This is a genomic window from Mycobacterium sp. (assembly GCF_052145595.1).
Classification (GTDB): Bacteria; Actinomycetota; Actinomycetes; order Mycobacteriales; family Mycobacteriaceae; genus Mycobacterium.
Genome location: NZ_JBKQOI010000089.1, coordinates 1 through 2,584, shown reverse-complemented (window position 1 = coordinate 2,584; position 2,584 = coordinate 1). Strand labels below are relative to the sequence as shown.

Annotated in this window: 3 protein-coding genes and 1 pseudogene; all 4 read left to right on the top strand. The window is 65.1% G+C overall.

The features are described 5' to 3' along the window. On the top strand, positions 1 to 1,201 hold a 1,201-nt coding region (locus ACLP4W_RS07420), incomplete at its 5' end, for an LLM class flavin-dependent oxidoreductase (RefSeq protein WP_442385495.1). A gap of 130 nt (positions 1,202 to 1,331) precedes the next feature. Beyond that, positions 1,332 to 1,709: pseudogene (locus tag ACLP4W_RS07415) on the top strand (TetR/AcrR family transcriptional regulator); the annotation flags it as partial. Positions 1,710 to 1,774: 65 nt separating this feature from the next. Continuing rightward, a complete protein-coding gene (locus tag ACLP4W_RS07410) occupies positions 1,775 to 1,954 on the top strand; it encodes a hypothetical protein (RefSeq protein WP_442385494.1) in 180 nt (59 codons plus the stop codon). After that, complete coding sequence (locus tag ACLP4W_RS07405; RefSeq protein ID WP_442385493.1) at positions 1,878 to 2,453, top strand: class I SAM-dependent methyltransferase; 576 nt, start codon at positions 1,878 to 1,880, stop codon at positions 2,451 to 2,453. Before ACLP4W_RS07410 ends, ACLP4W_RS07405 begins: the two co-directional genes overlap by 77 nt. Positions 2,454 to 2,584: the final 131 nt, after the last annotated feature.

Genomic DNA, 2,584 nt, shown 5'->3' with positions numbered 1-2,584 from the left:
GCTCGACTGGAACATCCCCTTCGCCGGCACTGCGGGGATGGAGATGCACCGGCCAGGAGGGGTTCGCGATGCGATCCGTGCCGCGCGACTCTACGAACAGCTCGGCTACGTCGCCACCGGCTACTCCGACCAAATGCAGTCGTGGATCTTCCGTTCGATCTGGTCGCCGGAGCTCATCCCGACGGCGGCACAGGTGCCGGACTACGAGGCGTGCTATAACACCATCCCGCTGCTCGCCGCCGTCGCGTCACACACGGAGAAGATCCTCCTCAGCACCATCGTGGACTGCTATCGCCGCAGTCCGTCGATCCTCGCCCAGGAGCTGTTGACCCTCGACCACATCTCACACGGTCGGGTGATGATCGCCATCGGTACCGGGGAGAACAAACAGTTCCTGCCCTACGGACTCGAACGCACTGAGCCGCGCAACGCGCATCTCGAAGAGGCGATTCGAATCATCAAGACCCTCATGCGCACAACGCGGCCCGTGACGGAACCCGACAACCGGTTCTGGAAACTCGACGAGGCACTCGTCGCGCTGCCGCCCTACAACCCCGAACACCCGCCGCTCGTTTTGCTTGCGGGCGGCGGCCCGCGCCCGATGCGGATCGCTGGGCGCGTCGCAGACGGCCTCCTCACCTATCTGCCCGGCGGATACGCCGACCAGGTCACGAGTTGGGAAGCCGACCTCGCGGAGATGTGGAGCGAAGCCGAGCGCCGCGACCGCGACCCCAAGTCGTTGGTCATCGCACCGGGCATGACCATGATCCTGTGTGAGAACGACCGCCAGATCTCCGAAGCCCTGGAAAGTCCGTTCGTCCGGAGTTTTGTGCTCAATCTGACCCCCGTCGGTCACCACTGGTCCAAATGGGGCGGCAAACACCCACTGGGCGACGACTGGGCGCTCAGCCTCACCCACCGTTCGACCAAGTTTTCCCGCGACGAGCTGCTCAGTGTCTGCGCCATGATGAGCGACGAGGACGTTCAGCACCTGATGTATGTGGGGACGCCCGAGGAGGTCGCGTCTCGGGCTGCGCCCTGGTATCGCAGTGCCGGCTTCTCGGTCGTGCCGCTGATCCAGGGGAGCTTCGGCACCGTGCTCTTCCCGGAACAGCTCGAGCCCGGTGACAACGGATTGCCGCGCTGGCACAACTTGAACGTCCGCTTCACCGACGAGATGAACCGTCTGCTCGCCACGTGAAGAATGCCCACGGGTCCGGCGACACGGCCGCGTTCCGTTGGAGCCGAAGAGGTACTCCGGGCAGGGAGTTCGCTGGTGCCCGACAAGCCGGACCCGGGACAACCATTAAGACTGCAAGAATGCGTTGCACATGACCGATATCGCGCGGCGCTCAGGTGCTGACCACGGTCAGCGACGCGCCTCGTTTCAGCAGGCTCGGTCACATGAGACGAAGCGATCCCTCGTGCAGGCGGCGATGGTGTTGTGGCGGGCGAACGGGTACCCCCGCGTGACCGTGGCCGACATCTGCCGGGACGCGGGCGTGTGAAAAGCGTTGTTCTACTTGTACTTCCCACGCAAAGAGGACATGCTGTTCGAGCTCGGCGTGCTGTCGACGGACGCCGCTGTCCGCACAGCACGCGAGATGCTGGCCAAGCCCCACGAGTTAGGCGCCATCATCGCCAACGTGCTCAACAGCCCGGAGAACACGATGCGCGCTAATCCGCCCGAGCTGATCATCGAGGCGATCCCCAACCGGGCGGTGGTGGGGGATCGCTCTACCACGCCCGACCCCGCCGTAGCGTAAGGAGCGAGATGAGTCAGAGCGAGATGAGTCAGACCTATTGGCAGGGCGCGGCCGCGGACGAGGCCATGCAGGACGAGCACGCGTTCGTCTGGAAGTCGATGCTCGAGACGATTGACGTCGACCTCGCCGGAAAGCGGGTCCTCGACGCGGGGCTGCAACCGGGGCGGGTTCCTTCGGCTGCTCGCTGATCGGTGCGGCATCGCCGAGGGTTTCGGTTACGACCCGGCCTCGGGCGCGATCGAAGACGCCCGGCGGCTCGTCGGGCAGCGGCCGCTCCAGTTCGAGGCCGGCGATACGGTTCCCGCCGGGTGGGGTGGTTTCGACGCAGCGTTCAGCCACGAGGTGCTCTACCTAATCCACGACCTTCCCGCCCACGCCCGAGCGATCTTCGGCGCTCTGCTGCCCAGCGGCGTGTACTACGCCGTCATGGGTGTTCACGCCGCCAGTCCGCTGATGGCGGAATGGCATCGCGCCAACGTCGAGGAGCTGCATCTGCCCGAGCTGTACGACATCGATGAGGTAGTCACCGTCTTCAAGGAGGCCGGGTTCGACGCAGCGGCCGCCCGGCTCGCGATTCGCTTCGTGCCGACCACCGGTCGCGGGCACCATGGTCGGGGCCGGCTGCTCGACTGGCTCGACTACTACTGCGACCAGAAGCTCCTGCTCCGCTTCAGCCGCGTTCGCTGAGCGATCCCCTTGCGAGCAGCCGATTGACACCTTGCCACGCTTCAAAAACGTTTTCGGGACAGCTCGGCGTTTCAGTACATCAAGGGAACAGCGCGGGGCGGCCAGGTCCGAACAGAACTGGAAGCCGTCTC